Here is a 16,097-nt window from a genome sequence, read left to right as displayed (position 1 = left end):
CCTTCTTCTTTGGCAAGTTCAACATAAGAAAGCACTTTTTCCATGTGCGGTTTACTCACCAATGCACCTAAATGTGCTTTTGGATCTGTAGGATTAGAAACTTTCGAATTCTTCACTTTTTCTACGAAGGCAGTTTTAAACTTATCGTAAATACTGCGCTCCACAAATATTCTAGAACCACATAAACAAATTTGACCTTGGTTGGCAAAACTAGAACGTACCGTAGTACTTAACATATCATCAAAATCGCAATCAGCAAAAATGATGTTCGGGTTTTTACCACCTAATTCCAAAGAAAGCTTTTTAAACATTGGAGCTGCAATACTTGCAATCGTTTGTCCAGTTTTTGTACCTCCCGTAAAGCTAATGGCTTTAATTTTTGGATGTCTAACCATGGCATCTCCTACGGTATGACCGTAACCGTGCAATATATTTAATACACCTGCAGGCATGCCAGACTCCTTTAAAACCTTACCTAACAAATATGCGGTGTAAGGAGTAATTTCTGATGGTTTAGCGATAACACAGTTACCTGCCGCTAAAGCTGGAGCAATTTTCCAAGAGAACAAATATAAAGGCAAGTTCCATGGAGAAATACATCCTACAATTCCTAATGGTTTACGCACAGTATAATTAACACCTACGCCTTCCATGTAGTGCGATTCTGAAGCGTAATGTTGAATTGCTGTAGCAAAGAATTTGAAGTTAGAAACAGCACGAGGGATATCTACATGTCCCGCCAACTTAACTGGCTTACCGTTATCTCTACTTTCAGCCGCAACAAATTCGTCCATGTATTTTTCAATACCAGTACTCACTTTCATAAGGATGTCACCTCTTTCTTCTTTGCTCATGTTAGACCAAATAGGAAAGGCAGCTTCTGCCGCTTTTACTGCTTCTTCAACATCTGCTGCGTTAGAATCTGGAATAAGGGAATAAACTTTCCCTGTTGCTGGTTCGTAGTTGTCTATATATTGATTGCTAGATGAGTTTGTGTACTCACCATTTACAAAGTTCTGTAATTTCTCCATGCATGTAAAAATTGGACTCTAAAATTACTATTTTCTCGTGAATTTTCGGGTGCTTCTGTGAAATAGAAATGGAGCAGCGCTAGTAGTTTGATTTCTTTTGAAAGATTATTGAAAAGTTACTACAGGGTGAAGGAGGTGTAAATAAAATTTCACCAAATCATCAAGGTTAACGTGGTGCTTAAATAGCTGGTCATGTATTGCTTAGTTTTAAATCAAAATTAAATGAAATGACACATATTTTTGAAACTGCAAAAAAGCTTTGCATTACGGCTTGGAAATACGGGTATAAAATCTCTAATTCAAGTGTTTACAATGAAAGTGGTTTGCGTATTGTAAAGTTGTCGCAAGACATTAATCTTACCCTACATGCTAGTAATAGTGATACACAAAACATAGAGGAAACGAAAACGAAAATCTCAGATTATAAAGCCCTGTTGGAAAAGTTGATGAATATGCACCCACAGCAAAAACAGTATTTAGAAGAGATGAATACTTATTTAACAGAACTGGTATCAGGTTTGAATTTAGGGGGACAAGTGAAAGCAGCTTAATCTTACTGTTTTACTTTCCTTCTTTTAATTTTATGAGTGCTGTTTTGATGCTCTCTAATTTATCAATCACTAAATCCTTTTCACTGTACACACTCTCTTTTTCTTTGATTGCTTTACGAGCACCATCTAAAGTATGTCCTTGCTCTTTAACAAGGTGATAAATTTTATTGAAGTTGGAGATGTCTTTGGGGGTAAAAAGTCGGTTCCCCTTTTTATTTTTTTTGGGTTTTATAACAGTAAATTCTTTTTCCCAAAAACGGATAAGTGAAGTATTTACCTCAAACATTTCTGCCACTTCCCCGATGGAGTAGTAAAGTTTTTTAAGATTTGCCTCATTTACCTTCATCGTTATAAAAGTAGTATTAGTTCGGCTTTGGATAACCTAAAACATAGATTTTTTTCATTTTATCTCCTATCGTTTCAATTTCCCAGACGTAGTCGTCTTGCATGTGTTCACCCATTAATTCTAACCAATCTGCTTTGGTGTAAGTTCTTACATTACTTACTGTTCCATCCCATGAAATAAGTAGGGGAAGGATGGGAATAAAATAAGTGAATAGAATTTGGTGCCAAGTTAATTTTTTCACCATGGGAGTAACAAAAAAGGGCATAATGATTCCGATGATGAAGTTGATTGGGAATAAGAATTTAGGAAAGCCATTGTCGCTGATTTCGTATACGCAGATGCTTTGTTTGTTAGTTTGAGCATTCAGTAATATTTCTTTAGCAATTTTTGGAGGCATGTGGTGCATGCTACATATCATGGTTACCAAGGTGTCTTCCTTTTTAGTATTCTCCACTGCATTTACCGGAGAGGATTGATAGTTGATATCAGCAACCCCTTTAAATTTTTGAATGGCTTGCTGGTTAGGATATAGATCGGTAAGTGTTAACTCCAAATTTTTAAAGCTAGATTCTTTTTTAAGTTCATGCAATACATCAGGCATAGGTCCTCCTGCTCCAGAACACAAGTCTTGAATATGAGAAGCATTAGAAATATTGAGAGCTTTCTTAATCACAAGGCTAAGGTCAATTTTTGTTTGAATGACACGGTGAAAAGCCTCGAGATAATTCGTCATACTATTGCGAAGAAAGTTGGGAAAAGCTTTAAAATCCTCAAATTCGAAAAGATGAATACGTTTCATGGGGGAGTGTTTGTGGTAAAGGTAGTGAATATTCGATTTTGATTTTATAATTTTCGTGACTCACCGCAATCCTGCCAGGATTATATGGTACAAATTCTCATGAATTCATTCATTCTATCAATATTTGAATGTCTATGGTTGTATTTGAAACAGTATTCATTAAGTATTCCTTGAATAAATAGTATTGAAACATTGTGATGCAAACCCTTGATATTCTTTATTAAGTTTTCTTGAATTTTTCGTTTCCAGTTGCGATTGATTTTCGAAGGAATTGAAGGTGATTTTTCCGTCTTTATTTTAATGTGACAGAGTTTTTTATGTCTATAGTTAGTAGATATGAATCTGCTAACTTTGAGCTTCAAGGCTTCAATCTTGTATTTCCCATAAAGCTCTACCTGAATATTGTCTTTTCTATTGTTTGGTGATTTTTGGATATAAAGAACCAATGAAATTGGAATACCAGGTGAGTCCAAGGAGTTTGTTCCAACTTCATCGCTTTGATGATCAAATAAGAGTAGATCATTTAAATGTGATGACTTTTTGATGTTATTTTTACTTAGTTCTTGCCTTATTTTCTTTACTGCATAGGATACAGTATCATGTCTTGTTTGCTTTGATAATCGTAAGATTTCAGAAATTGATCTAGTTTTCTTTCCATTTAAGACTAAGTATATGATTTCCATCCATTCGGCAAAAGTTAAATTGCTGTCGCGCATGAAACTAATACTTTTCATAGAAATTCTTGCAGAGCAACGGTTACATCTCCAACCTACAAAATTTGTTTTCCAGCAAATTTTTTTAGAAGTGCATTTTGGACAGCATGATATAGTTTTTTCGAGATGTTTCTTTAAAAATTGGATACAATTTTGCTCATCGTTGTACCTGCTATAAAATTCAGATAAGTTCATAGTAATTTAGGTTGATTATACCTAAAAGTTATGAAGTTTTTGGCTCTTAACCAAGAACTTGGCAAAATTGCGGTGAATCAATACCCTTACTTATTTTTCACATAAACCAACTTAAACCTACTATTCTCCTGCACCCTTCTTTCTATCTCAAATCCCTTCAATCCTTCAAACAAGGGCGTCAATTTTTCGTACCCGAAATTCCTAGGGTCAAAATTAGATTGTTTCTTCAATAATAAACTTCCTACATCACCCATAAATGCCCAACCATCATCATCCGCGGTATCGGCAACGGTTGATTTTAATAAACGTACCACCTTAGGTGTAATCTTGTCGATGTTAGTTTTCGATTTATTGTCATTATCGTCTTCTTGTTTATGGAGTATTTCTAAGTAGATGAATTTATCACACGCTACGATAAATGGTTCTGGTGTTTTCTTTTCACCAATACCATACACCAATAACCCGGCTTCTCGTAATCGAGTTGCCAATTTAGTAAAGTCAGAGTCTGATGAAGCCAAGCAAAAACCATCTACTTTTTCGGAGTACAAAATGTCCATGGCATCTATAATCATGGCTGAATCGGTAGCATTTTTTCCTTGTGTATAACTGTATTGTTGTATAGGATTGATGGCGTTTTCTAAGAGTACATTTTTCCATTTCGAAAGCTGTGGCTTGGTCCAATCTCCATAAATTCTTTTTACGGTTGGACTACCATATTTAGATACTTCCTCCATCATTTCCTTAATGTATTTTGAAGGTATATTATCACCATCAATTAAAACGGCAAGTTTGATTTCTTTTCTCATATTTTTTCGGTCTCCTCTAAAGATAACAAGATTTTGATAGTAAGTTGGTTTTACACTTCCCTTGAATTTTATTCAGGATTGTGTGAAGGTGTATGCTCCTAAGTGGAATGATTATGTAATGTATAGGATTGGATATCTGAATGATAATAAGTAATTTCAGCCATCATCCTTAAGTTTAACCATGAAAAAATTAACCACCCTCGTGTTAACAAGCATTTTGTTAATGGGTTCTTGTATAAATCCAGATCATTATGCTCCAGCGCCTGTAGAAAAAACGGTGATTGTTGTAACAGAACAACGGCAACCTTTACCCAATAATACAGAGATTCCACTCTTTTTTAAGAAAGAACAAAATGTACCTGAGTACAACAAAATAGCACATATAGAAGTTGTAGGTAACGAGTGGTATTCAGTAGATCAACTCATTAACAACCTAAAATATGAAGCCCATAAATTGGGGGCGAATGCTTTGGTGAATGTTGAATTCGGTGAAGACATATTTAACGTAGAAAAGTCAAGAATTCTAGCGGATACTTTGTACGACGCAAAGGAAATGCGAGTGAAGAGAAAAACAAAACTCAGACAGTTTATGCGTGGACTTGCTGTAGTGATGGATAGTACAACATTACCCGTTGCCAATGATTCAATTGCTTCTCATATTGAGTATATCAAGGAAGAAAGAAAGAATAGAGAATTGGCAGAAGCTAAAGGAAGTAATAATCGCATTGTGAACATTACGATAATTGGTGCGGGAATCATTGCAGCAATTATCGCTTCAACGGCAGGAGGATAGAAAATTTTGCCAATAAAAAAGGCGGTTTAATATAAACCGCCTTTCTAATATTTCAGCTTTCTTACAAGATTAACATTGCGTCACCGTAAGAGTAGAATTTGTATTTTTCTTTAATCGCTTCTTGGTAAGCTTCCATCATTAATTCGTGTCCCATGTAAGCAGATACCATCATTAACAATGTTGAAGAAGGTGTGTGCAAGTTCGTAATCATTGCATCTGCAATACTGAACTCGTATGGAGGGAAGATAAACTTGTTTGTCCATCCATCAAATGGTTTCAACAAGCTTTCTGTAGAAACTGATGACTCAATAGCACGCATAGATGTAGTACCAATCGCAATCACTTTCTTTTTGTTTTTCTTCGCTTCGTTTACTTTATCAGCACATTTCTGTGTAATTGTAACTTGCTCAGAATCCATTTTGTGTTTCGTTAAATCCTCTACTTCAACAGGTCTAAATGTTCCTAAACCTACGTGTAAAGTGATTTCAGCGAAATCAATTCCTTTGATCTCTAAGCGCTTCAATAAGTTTTTAGAGAAGTGTAATCCTGCAGTTGGTGCAGCTACAGCTCCCTCTTCAGAAGCGTAAATAGTTTGGTATCTTTCTTCATCCTCTTCTTCAACTTCTCTTTTGATGTATTTTGGAAGTGGAGTTTCACCTAATTCAGTAATCTTAGCTTTAAATTCTTCGTAAGTACCGTCAAATAGGAAACGTAAAGTTCTACCTCTCGATGTTGTATTGTCTATAACTTCGGCAACTAGTGATTCGTCTTCTCCGAAGTATAATTTGTTACCAATTCTGATTTTTCTTGCTGGGTCAACTAATACATCCCACAACAAGCTTTCTCTGTTCAATTCTCTCAATAAGAAAACCTCAATTTTAGCTCCAGTTTTTTCTTTGTTCCCGTACATACGAGCTGGAAATACCTTGGTATTGTTTCTTATCATTACATCCCCTTCATCGAAGTAATCAATTACATCTTTGAAAAGTTTATGTTCTATTTTACCAGTATCTCTATGCACAACCATTAATCGTGCTTCATCTCTGTTTTTGCTTGGGTATTCAGCAATTAATTCTTCTGGTAATTCAAAATTGAACTCTGATAATTTCATGTGTTAAACTAATTTTTACTCGCATTACGGTGCGATAATTAAAAATACTTGCGTTTTCTTCTTCTTTAGGGGCATAATTAGAATTCAACACCAAATCTACTTTTGGGGAGTAAAGCTGTGATAAATAATAATTTATGGTCCTTTCCCTACCGTGAAGAGGGCTACAAAGTTAATAAATTTATTCTGTAGCAGATACTTCTGTTTCTTCAATAATTTCAAGCCATTGATCAACTGTCTTGGCTGTGTCAATTGAGAAGTCTCCAGATTTTGTACGTCGTAGCGCGGTTAAAGTTCCTCCGCTATCTAATTTTTTTCCAAAATCACTTGCAATTGACCTAATATAGGTTCCTTTAGAACAAGAAATTTCAAAATCAATTTCGGGGAATCTGCTGCTGTCTATACGAAAAGAGCTAATGTTAATGAGGTTTTTACGCATCTTTATCTCTACCCCTTTTCGAGCACTTTCATAGGCGCGTTTACCGTCAATTTTTTTAGCGGAAAATACGGGGGGAGTTTGCAATTGTTCACCCAAAAAACTTTGTCTAACTTCTTCTAGTAATTCCTCAGTAATGTGTTCGGTTGGAAATTCCTGATCGTATTCCGTTTCTAAATCAAAACTAGGTGTAGTTTTTCCTAAAAGTATGGTCCCTGTGTAGGTCTTGTCATCTGCCATGAGTTCTTGACTCATTTTAGTAGCCTTCCCCGTGCAAATAATTAAAAGTCCTGTAGCCAATGGGTCTAAGGTACCGGCATGACCTACTTTAAATTTTTTCTGGTTGTATTTCTTACGTAGTTTCCAACGCAATTTATTTACCACATCAAATGATGTCCATTCCAAAGGTTTGTCCACCAATAATACTTCACCTGCTTTAAAATCCATTAAACGAAAAATAGAGAATATGTAATGGCTACAACTCCTGCTGCAGCACAATAAATTGCAAAGGAAGTCAATTTAGCCTTTTTCACCAAGGCAATCATCCATTTACACGCAACTAATCCTGTAAAGAAAGCAACGATGAAACCTACAAGTAGAGGTAAAGTTTCGATTGTATTCTCTCCTCCGGCATCCATGTAATCTTTTCCTTTTTTGAGCATGGCACCAAGGATAAGTGGGAGCACCATTAAAAATGAGAAACGCGCCATTTTTTCGCGATTTACTCCTAATAAGATTCCTGTTGCAATGGTAGAACCAGAACGAGAAATACCAGGCAATACTGCTATGGCTTGAGCAATACCAATGACAAAAGCATTTTTAGCATTGAGTTCCTTGGTTTGTGTTTTGCTCTTTTCCGTAAAGTATAAAAGTGCTGCAGTAAATAGTAAACAAATTCCAACGATAATTAACCCAAAGTATTGATTGTCTTTTTGAGTGATAGAATCTATCATATCATCCAACGTTAGACCTACGATTCCTGCAGGTATCATTGAAAGGATGATGTACCAAGAAAACTTCGTCTCTGCGTTATTTTTAAATTGAAATAATCCCTTGAAGATGGAAACAATGTCTTTCCAAAAGATAACCACTGTACTCAGTGCTGTTGCCAAGTGTAGAACGATAGTGAATAGCAAAGGTTCTTCAGAAAACTTTTGCATCATTACTTGACCTAAAAAAATATGCCCACTACTAGAGACGGGCAAAAATTCTGTTAATCCTTGGATCAATCCAAGGATGATAGCATCTAAAATATCCATGTAAGGAGTATGTTATTTTGTAGAATCTGAATTACGAGGTTTTTTCATAATACCCCAGATGATTACAGCGTACCCCAAAACGATTAAAATGGGAGCAACAGTTAAACGTACTTCTGAGAATAATTCTTCAGCGTTGAAGTCGTTAGGGTCTTCAACTCCTCCACCTTGCATAAGGTAGAATCCGATGAAATTTAATACAACTCCTGCTATTAAGTAGATGTAGTTTTCTTTGGCAAAAACGAATCTGTTGTTACTGTCTTTTGATTCCATGGTACTAAATTAATATAAATCATCGAGTTTCTTGCGCAAATATTTGTTAAGAGCAAACCAAGTAGATAAAATACTTATGACGCTCCCTAGGGCAAGTAATGACCCGAATAAAATTCCGAGGTTGGTTAAGGTGTAGTCTATATCTATGCTAAAGAAATAGCTTTCAATCACAAAAAAGGCTCCCGTTAATAGGGCCATTCCCAAAACAGCAGAGATAATTCCTTGCAGTATGGAATGCCATAAAAAGGGGCGGCGAATAAAACGCGGTTTGGCACCTACCAATTGCATGGTTTTTATTGTAAATCTTTTGCTGTATAATGAAAGTCGGATGGTATTATTAATAATGGCAAATGCAACGATGATGAGCAAGAAGGCTAAAATGGCAAATACATAAATTGCTTTTAAAAAACCGAGGTTTACATTTTCCAATTCTTGTTCGTTGTAGTTGATTTCGGTAATCTTGTTTGGATAAGCTGCCAATAGCTCCGTCTTTAAAGCTTTGATTGCTTCTGGAGTAGCAATACTTGCCTTAGGATGAAAAGTGATGGAAGGAGGAAGAGGACTCTCGCCTTCGTAAATTTCCTTAATGGCATTGATTTCCGCTGAATTCCCATCATTAAAAACTTCTAATGCTCTATCTGGAGAAACAAACCAAGCCTCTTTGATTTGATCAAATTTCTTTAAGTCTTGCTCTATGAATTTAATGTCAGAATTATTCAAAGAAGGGTCGAAAAACAAATCGATCTCTATGTTTTCCTTGGAAGCATTTTGTAGGTTCTCGAACCACAAATAGGTTCCGATTACCATACCTAGCATAAAAAGTACAAGAGATATTCCAACGATTACAGAAACGTAGCTGGTCTGCAATCCTCTCTTGTTGTATTTTTCTATGCCTTTTGCCATGGCACGAATATAATTAAAAGTTGTTTACCTGCTTTTGAAGCGAGTTACAGTTTTCAGCTACTACCTTTTAATAAGTCTAAAAAATAAGAAAACACTGCCCAAATGATATGAACAGCGTTTTCTCTTCTTAGATATCGCTATTTGAACGGATAGCTTTTTTAATATTATTTAGAAGGTAAATGTTACAGATCCTGAGAAGCTCATTCCTCTGTAGAATGAATCGTAGATTTGAGAATCTGACATGTATGATTGATAAACTCTTTGGCGCTTTTGATTCAACAAGTTCTGTGCTGAAATACTTGCTTTCCAATTCTGCTCTTCTCCAAACTTCTTAGAGATTTTAAAGTTTAACGAATGGAAAGGCTTTTCGTAGACATTTGGTAAACGTCCAATACCTACTACTGATAATCTTTCTCCTTGTACGTTGTAGTTGATGTTAATATCCAATCCTAACGGACGATTTACATAGTTTAAGTAAGAGTTGATGATGAAAGGAGATTGTCCAGACATAGATCTGTATTGTCCAATAACCTCACCGTCTCTTGCATTTTCTTCTCGAATCTGTTTTTCTGTAACAGTTTCGTTTCCTTTATCAATCAATACTTTTGACATATCGATTCTCGAGTTAACGTATGTAGCGTTCAATCCGAAGTATAAAGATTTACTTGCAGTGTCTGAAGAGTTAAAGTTTGTAATTCTTTGTCTTACTTCGAATTCAAACCCGAAGATATCAGCTTGACCAGCATTGATAGGTTTCACTTCACTTGGAGCAACATCGAAAGAAACGATTTCAATAGGATTGATAAATTTCTTGTAGAAAGCACTTACCGAATACACCTGTGCATTTGGTAGGTAAGCTTCCCAACGGATGTCTGCATTGTAAATATCTGTTTGAATCAGATCGATATTACCGTTGTAACGTCTACCTTGGATGGGGTCATAGATTTGAGAGATAGACTTTTCTTTAAACGATGGTCTTGCCAAAGTTTGAGAAAGAGCAGCTCTTAAATTCATTTTAACTTTTGTGCTATCTGGGTGAGATAATCTATACTTTACATTTAATGAAGGCAATACATTTAATTCATCCAACACTTTTTCATTTCTGTAATTGATCGTGTTTGAAGAGTTTTGTCCTGTGTAGTAGTTATCTGCTTTTTCAATTCTAGCTCCATAAACAAATTCCAAACGATTTGTTAGCGGCAATACGTGCATACCGTATACTGCAGCTACATTTTGAGAAGCTTGGAAAGAGTTTGCCAATTCGCGTTCACCTTTTGCGTAAGTTCCTTGATCTGTTTCTGTGCTCCAAATGTTTTCTGGTAAAAAGTAATCATCTGGATTTCCGCTGTATTCAGTTGCATTCTCCACTAAGAAAATGTAATCGTAAACATCAAATGTTCTGTTCTTGTAGGTGTTCATTGCACCCACTTTTAAGTTAGATACAATGGAGTCTCCGTTTTTCTTACGAATTACAAGGTCTCTATCCATATCATAACGCGCAGAAATATTGTATTCACTTAAAGATCTAAATGTTCTTTTAATCTCAGCTCCAACTGCTTGGTTCAGTGCGTATCGTCTCCCTCCGTTTCCGTCGTCTTCAACTTCTAATGCTGTAGAACGAACATCAGGGTCTTGAATAGATGAGTAAGTTGGAGAAACTTTCCAGTTAATGTTCCATTTGTTCAATTGCTGTTTAGCAGAGAAGTTTAAGTTAGAAACAGAACGTTGTGTGTACTGTAAACCATTTTTGTCCAATATACCAGGGTTTGACTCAAAGTTTTCTTGAATCAAGTGTGCAGCTTGTGATAATCCACTTTGTGTGTGAAATGCTGTTAATGAGAATGATGATCCGTTTTTAACCTTTAAAGTTTGACCGAATAATGCAGACCATGTTACTTCTTGCTCACCCATAGATCCTCTACTTTCTCTATCTCTGTAGATTTGGTTGATGCTTTTGTCTTGATCTTTTCTGTATTCGTTAAAGATTACCTCTTCAACAAATCTGTAGTTGTTTCTGTAGTTGGCAACGAAGTTATATCCGTACTTCAAGTTCTTTCTATTAAACACACTATCACGACTGTTTCCTAATACCAAACCAAAGTTGTTGTTCAATCCGGAGAACATTTGTGAAGCAGCCATCGTTCCAGAGAACTGAGATGTCATTGTATTTAATCTTGGGTCGTTTTGAGTAGGGTCTGGAAATTTAGCGTAAGGACTAACAGGTAATTTACGTGTTCCATCATCAAATCCTAAGAAGTCTAATTTACCTCCTTGATACAATAAGAAATCATTGCGTAAAGAAGCCTCAGTGTTGTATCCTAAACCAGCTTTAATTTGGAAAGTAGCTTTTTCCTGAAAATCTTTTGTTTTGATGTTTACTACACCACCTGTAAAGTCACCTTGTAAATCTGGTGTAAAGGTTTTAAATACTGTAATGTTGTCTACAACGCTTGTTGGGAAGATATCCATCTGTACAGAGTTTTTGTCTGGGTCCAATCCAGGAATCTCCATACTGTTTAAAACAGTTTTCGTATATCTATCTCCTAAACCTCTTACAAATACATCTTTTCCATCAACGATAGAGATTCCAGGTATTTGTTGTACGGCATCTGCTACGTTGTTAGCAGGAGTTTTTTGAATGGCATCGCTGGTCATTACCTCTGTAGTAGCTTTTGCCTTTTGCTTTGCTTCTAATCCAGCGGCAATAGATGTGGCGTTTAATTTTTCTGCTACAATTGTAATTTCTTCTAAACCAGTAATGGGTGTTAACGCAACGTTTAATTCAACTACTTTTCCTGCTTCGACTACTACCTCTTCTGAATGGTCTTGATATTCAGCCTTTTCATAAAAGACAATAGTGTAAGTTCCAGGATCAAGTCTTAATGCGTACTCACCGTCAATTCCGGTAGTTGCTCCAATGTTCATTCCCTCTGGAGAAACTTTAGCAATGAATTCAATTCCTGCACCAGTTTTTGCATCGGTAACGAAACCTGTAATTGTTCCTTTCTCTTGGGCAAAACTCGTTAAGGTTAACAAGCAAAATGTGATACCTAAGAATAATAAATTTTTCATAACCTTTAAATTCTAATTGATCAATTGTTGTTCAGGCAACTGACTTTTTCTATTTGTTTTGTTTGCACTTAAGTACTTGATTCAATTTGTGTTTGGACCTAAATGCGCTGCAAAGATCAGCTAACATTGTTACTGTGAGGTGATCTGTGTTTTATTAGTGTTTTAAAGTAATGTTAAGCCTGTGTTAAGCCCTTTATTCATGGTGGATACAGCTGTTTTTTGGACCTTTGATGAGGTAGTTTTTTTCATAAAAAAAGCGCCTACCGAAGTAAGCGCTTTTCTATTTTTATATACTCTATATAATTCGGTCTGTCGAATTAAAGTTTACCTTTCTCAGCTGCCCAAGTCCAAGAGAATGCTGATGCATCACCTCCAACTGTTGCAGTGGTAACGATAGAAGGATTAGCAGCAGTTTCTGCAGCGATTTCTTCAACTGAAGTCACACATGCATCAGCTCCATCCGTTCCTGTGTATACTGAAATTGCGTTATCAACATTTGAAGCACCAACTACTTCAACATTTGTGAATACTAATTTACCATCAACTGTTAAGTGAGTGAATGCATCTGTTTTAACTGTACAGTTACCAGCGTCAGAGAATGAAGTTCTGAATTTAGCAGCATTTGTAGCGTATCCTGAGAAAACAACATTTTCTAATGTACCCTGCGCTTTAGATTTAAGATCAGATCCAGATCCTGCACCTACAGCTGTAATTACAGTACCATTTTTCAAGGTAAACATTCCGTCTGTGTATGTTGATCCTTCTGGTCCGTCAATTTCTAAACCTTCATCAGAATCAGTTCCTCCAATTACGAAGAAGTTGTTTACTGTACCAGAGTAGTTCATGTCGATATCAATACCATCATCTCCTTGGAATCCAACGATAGCGTTATCGATGTTTACTGTTCCTCCAAAGAATTCGATACCGTCATCTAAGTTAGACATTACCTCGATATTGTTGATAGTAGTTCCGTTACCAACACCACCTAAAGTTAATCCGTTGATTTCGTTACCAGCTCCGATTAAAGCTCCACCATGACGGATAGAGATGTAAGTCATAACCCCTGAGTTATCAGCAGCGTCAGATCCTCCGAATGCACCGTATGTTTCTGTTGCTGGAATACCTTCGATTTGAGTTTCTGTATCTCCGTTTTCAGCAGATGTTGGTGCCGCTCCTAAAACGATAACTCCACCCCATTTTCCAGTGTCTTTTTCGTCTAAGTTATTTCCAGAAGTTTGTCCGATTTCGATATTGTCTAAAACTGATGTGAAGATGATTGGCTTTGCAGCTGTTCCTTGAGCATCAATTTTAGCTCCTTTTGCAATGATTAAAGCAGATGCGTTGTTTCCTGTTCCTTCAGCTCCTTTGATAATTGTTCCTGGTTCAATCGTTAATGTTGCTCCTGCAGAAACAAATACTCGACCTTCTAAGATGTATACCTTATCAGCTGTCCAAGTTTCGTCAGACGAAATTTCTCCTGACTTCTTTACTTCAGACTCATCAGATGCGTATTCACATGATCCGTCATCCTTATCTGCGTCTTCATTATAGTTGATGGCAGTTTCATCCATACAACCTTTTTCCTTACATGAAACGGTTCCTAATGTTAGTGCCCCTGCAACTAATGCCATTCCTACGATTTGTGTTTTCTTTTTCATTTTAATTATTTATTTCGGTGCAAAGATGAGGCAACACTGTTACTGTGAGGTAACCCGAGTTTTATTAGTTATTTAAAGTAATGTTACGAAATAGTTAACCCCAGTAAATACAGGTGTTTTAGAAGTTTTTTTGTGTGGAATTCATGCTGAAATTGTTTGTTAATATTAACTTAATATTGAGGTGTATTTGTTAAACATAGCTTAACCTCATCGAAAAGTTAGCTTGATGTCTATAGGGTAATTTTGTGGCAAACACCAGAAGAAATGACAGCTAAGAAAATTGTATTAGTAGACGACGAACAAGATATACTTAGTATGCTCGAGTACAACCTAGAAAAAGGGGGGTACAATGTACACAAGGCAAATGACGGTATTAGCGGGGTTGAACTCGTTAAAAAAGTAAAGCCGGATTTAGTCTTACTAGATGTAATGATGCCAGGAATGGATGGCATAGAAGTTTGCCAAACCATTAGAGATATAGAAGAAATCAACCAACCAGTAATTGCTATGCTTACTTCAAGGGCAGAAGATTATTCACAGATTGCAGGTTTTGATGCCGGTGCAGATGATTATATAACCAAACCAATTCGCCCAAGATTATTACTTTCTAGAATTGAAGCATTATTGAGGAGATCTAGCTTCCAATCGGGATCACCTAAAAACGGAAACCAAGTTCACTATATAGATAAAGAACGTTTTGTATTGGTGAACAACGGTGAAGATGTGCTTTTACCTAAGAAAGAATTTGAATTAATTGAGCTCCTATTGTCAGCTCCTGGAAAGGTGTTTACCAGAGATCGAATTTTAGACAAAGTTTGGGGGAATGATACTGTAGTAGGAGAAAGAACCATAGATGTACACATACGAAAACTAAGAGAGAAGATAGGGGATCAAACCATAAGAACCATTAAAGGAGTAGGGTATACCTATGAAAAACCAGCAATGGCTTAATTGAAAAACATAGAACGACAGTTGTGAAGGTCTGGCAATATTATTTGTCAGACCTTTTTTTATTGTATTCTTCTTACTTCTACATAGGCATGACCTATAGATTTTCTATTTTTATGCCCATGAGAATAGTATCTTTTAACGTAAATGGAATTCGTGCCATCTTAAAAAAAGATTTTGCACGCGATGTAGAAATAATGAACCCAGACATATTGTGTTTACAAGAAACCAAAGCACAGGATGATCAGGTAGCAGAAGCATTAGCTGATTTTAAGGATTACCATATTTACTCTAATTCTGCAGTTAAGAAGGGATATTCAGGAACGGCAATTATGTCGAAAGAAAAGCCTCTTTCTGTAGATTTTGATTTAAAAATTGAAGAACACGATCAAGAGGGAAGAGTTACTTGTGCAGAATACAAAGATTACTATGTAGTTACGGTATACGTTCCTAATTCTAAAAATGACCTTTCTCGTTTAGATTATAGAACTACTTGGGACGAGGCTTTGTTGAATTATGTAAAGGAATTAGAGGCTAAGAAACCAGTAGTTATTTGTGGTGATTTTAATGTGGCGCATAAAGAAATAGATTTAGCAAGACCCAAGCAGAACTACGATAAAAGTGCTGGTTTTACGCAAAAAGAAATTGACGGAATGGATGCCTTTACCAGCAATGGATTGGTAGATACTTTTAGAGCATTGAATCCAGAACAAATAAAGTATTCTTGGTGGAGCTACCGTGGCGGAGCAAGAGCAAAGAACGTAGGCTGGAGAATAGATTACTTTTTAGTATCAGAAAGCTTGATGCCGCGTGTTAAGAAAGCTCAAATTTTAAATGAAATTATGGGATCAGACCATTGTCCTGTCTTGGTTGAATTGGAGGATTAAGATCCAATCTGCCAATTTAAACGTATATAGAATAACGCATGTTTATGAAGCACGGAAGGCATATAATAGTAGTGGTTATGCTTCTTTCGTGCTTCATTAGTTTTGGTCAAACCGACACCTTGAAGCAAAAGATAAAGATTGTTGGACTTCCTATCGTATACTATCAACCAGAAACTCGCTTAGCAGTGGGGGTAGCTGGGTTTTTAAGTTTCAAAACAGACCCTTATCAAAAAGACAGCTTAAATTGGTCGCAAATTGCACTGGGCGGTGCCTATACCCAAGAAAAGCAAATACTTACTTACGCCTCATTTGATGTGTGGAT

The 16,097-nt window shown here is 36.2% G+C and carries 16 protein-coding genes and 1 pseudogene; 5 read left to right on the top strand and 12 right to left on the bottom strand.

The genetic code is table 11. The annotated features are described in order from the left end of the window. A partial coding sequence (locus R3333_RS05925) for an aldehyde dehydrogenase family protein (protein ID WP_318957867.1) occupies nt 1-1,031 on the bottom strand: 1,031 nt, incomplete at its 3' end. A 227-nt stretch (nt 1,032-1,258) separates the two neighbouring features. On the opposite strand from R3333_RS05925, the gene R3333_RS05920 reads away from it, so the two are divergent. After that, the gene (locus tag R3333_RS05920) at nt 1,259-1,582 is read left to right on the top strand and encodes a hypothetical protein (protein WP_318957866.1); all 324 of its coding nucleotides are present in this window, start codon (nt 1,259-1,261) and stop codon (nt 1,580-1,582) included. 10 nt (nt 1,583-1,592) lie between these two features. On the opposite strand, the gene R3333_RS05915 is transcribed toward R3333_RS05920, so the two are convergent. The 4 genes from R3333_RS05915 to R3333_RS05900 form a co-directional block, all read right to left on the bottom strand. Further along, entirely contained in the window at nt 1,593-1,928 is a 336-nt protein-coding gene (locus R3333_RS05915; protein WP_318957865.1) for a MerR family transcriptional regulator, read from the bottom strand. A gap of 16 nt (nt 1,929-1,944) precedes the next feature. After that, nucleotides 1,945-2,727, bottom strand: a complete 783-nt coding sequence (locus R3333_RS05910) for a hypothetical protein (RefSeq protein WP_318957864.1) — start codon at nt 2,725-2,727, stop codon at nt 1,945-1,947. Nucleotides 2,728-2,807: 80 nt separating this feature from the next. Continuing rightward, the gene (locus R3333_RS05905) at nt 2,808-3,443 is read right to left on the bottom strand and encodes a hypothetical protein (protein WP_318957863.1); all 636 of its coding nucleotides are present in this window, start codon (nt 3,441-3,443) and stop codon (nt 2,808-2,810) included. Nucleotides 3,444-3,721: 278 nt separating this feature from the next. After that, nucleotides 3,722-4,441 (bottom strand): NYN domain-containing protein, encoded by a 720-nt coding sequence (locus tag R3333_RS05900; protein ID WP_318957862.1) that lies wholly within the window; start codon nt 4,439-4,441, stop codon nt 3,722-3,724. A 181-nt stretch (nt 4,442-4,622) separates the two neighbouring features. Between R3333_RS05900 and R3333_RS05895 the strand changes: the two genes are divergently transcribed. Further along, on the top strand, nt 4,623-5,234 hold the full coding sequence (locus R3333_RS05895) for a hypothetical protein (protein ID WP_318957861.1): 612 nt from the start codon (nt 4,623-4,625) through the stop codon (nt 5,232-5,234). A gap of 61 nt (nt 5,235-5,295) precedes the next feature. Here R3333_RS05895 and queA read toward each other — a convergent pair whose 3' ends face one another. From queA to R3333_RS05860, 7 genes are all read right to left on the bottom strand, one after another. Beyond that, nucleotides 5,296-6,345, bottom strand: coding sequence for a tRNA preQ1(34) S-adenosylmethionine ribosyltransferase-isomerase QueA (queA, locus tag R3333_RS05890; protein WP_318957860.1), 1,050 nt, complete (start codon nt 6,343-6,345; stop codon nt 5,296-5,298). 178 nt (nt 6,346-6,523) lie between these two features. Continuing rightward, entirely contained in the window at nt 6,524-7,225 is a 702-nt protein-coding gene (truB, locus tag R3333_RS05885; RefSeq protein ID WP_318957859.1) for a tRNA pseudouridine(55) synthase TruB, read from the bottom strand. After that, nucleotides 7,225-8,037 (bottom strand): undecaprenyl-diphosphatase UppP, encoded by an 813-nt coding sequence (uppP, locus tag R3333_RS05880; protein WP_318957858.1) that lies wholly within the window; start codon nt 8,035-8,037, stop codon nt 7,225-7,227. The genes truB and uppP overlap by 1 nt, the downstream gene beginning before the upstream one ends. Nucleotides 8,038-8,049: 12 nt before the next feature. Then, complete coding sequence (locus R3333_RS05875) at nt 8,050-8,307, bottom strand: DUF3098 domain-containing protein (RefSeq protein WP_318957857.1); 258 nt, start codon at nt 8,305-8,307, stop codon at nt 8,050-8,052. A gap of 9 nt (nt 8,308-8,316) precedes the next feature. After that, nucleotides 8,317-9,210 (bottom strand): cell division protein FtsX, encoded by an 894-nt coding sequence (locus R3333_RS05870; protein WP_318957856.1) that lies wholly within the window; start codon nt 9,208-9,210, stop codon nt 8,317-8,319. A gap of 168 nt (nt 9,211-9,378) precedes the next feature. Continuing rightward, on the bottom strand, nt 9,379-12,282 hold the full coding sequence (locus R3333_RS05865; RefSeq protein ID WP_318957855.1) for a TonB-dependent receptor: 2,904 nt from the start codon (nt 12,280-12,282) through the stop codon (nt 9,379-9,381). 317 nt (nt 12,283-12,599) lie between these two features. Beyond that, nucleotides 12,600-13,940: a hypothetical protein gene (locus R3333_RS05860; RefSeq protein ID WP_318957854.1), complete on the bottom strand. Its 1,341-nt coding sequence runs from the start codon at nt 13,938-13,940 to the stop codon at nt 12,600-12,602. A gap of 264 nt (nt 13,941-14,204) precedes the next feature. Between R3333_RS05860 and R3333_RS05855 the strand changes: the two genes are divergently transcribed. From R3333_RS05855 to R3333_RS05845, 3 genes and pseudogenes are all read left to right on the top strand, one after another. Next, nucleotides 14,205-14,891, top strand: a complete 687-nt coding sequence (locus tag R3333_RS05855; RefSeq protein ID WP_318957853.1) for a response regulator transcription factor — start codon at nt 14,205-14,207, stop codon at nt 14,889-14,891. Nucleotides 14,892-15,010: 119 nt separating this feature from the next. Then, nucleotides 15,011-15,775, top strand: coding sequence for an exodeoxyribonuclease III (locus R3333_RS05850; RefSeq protein ID WP_318957852.1), 765 nt, complete (start codon nt 15,011-15,013; stop codon nt 15,773-15,775). A gap of 44 nt (nt 15,776-15,819) precedes the next feature. Continuing rightward, nucleotides 15,820-16,097 (top strand): annotated as a pseudogene (locus R3333_RS05845) (hypothetical protein); the annotation flags it as partial.

The organism is Lishizhenia sp. (assembly GCF_033720595.1).
Taxonomy (GTDB): domain Bacteria; phylum Bacteroidota; class Bacteroidia; order Flavobacteriales_D; family Crocinitomicaceae; genus Lishizhenia.
This window is presented reverse-complemented; position numbering and strand designations above follow the sequence as displayed.